This is a genomic window from Desertibacillus haloalkaliphilus (genome assembly GCF_019039105.1).
GTDB classification, from domain to species: domain Bacteria; phylum Bacillota; class Bacilli; order Bacillales; family KJ1-10-99; genus Desertibacillus; species Desertibacillus haloalkaliphilus.
On the sequence record NZ_JAHPIV010000561.1, the window covers coordinates 1 to 335 of the forward strand.

Consider the following 335-nt stretch of genomic DNA (forward strand, 5'->3'; position numbering starts at 1 on the left):
GGCCGCCTTCGGCCTCGCCATCGTGGTCACCTTCGTGCTGATGGCCCTGTTCGCCCCGCTGCTCGCCAGCAACGAACCCACCAAGCGGGTCGCCCGCCCCCACCAGCCCCCCAGCGTGGAGCTGGTGATGGGTTCCAACCGCATGGGCCACGATCTCTGGGCCCAGTTCACCAACGGCGCCCGCATCTCCCTGATGGTGGGCTTCGGGGCAGGCCTGCTGGTGTGCGCCCTGGCCATCACGGTGGGCATCACCGCCGGCTACTTCGGCGGCGTGGTGGACGAGTGCCTCACCTTCCTGATGAACGTGGTGCTGGTGATCCCGAACCTCCCCCTGT

At 68.7% G+C, this 335-nt stretch carries 1 pseudogene; it reads left to right on the forward strand.

Features of this window, described 5'->3' with window-relative positions:
* Nucleotides 1-335 (forward strand): annotated as a pseudogene (locus tag KH400_RS23280) (ABC transporter permease); the annotation flags it as partial.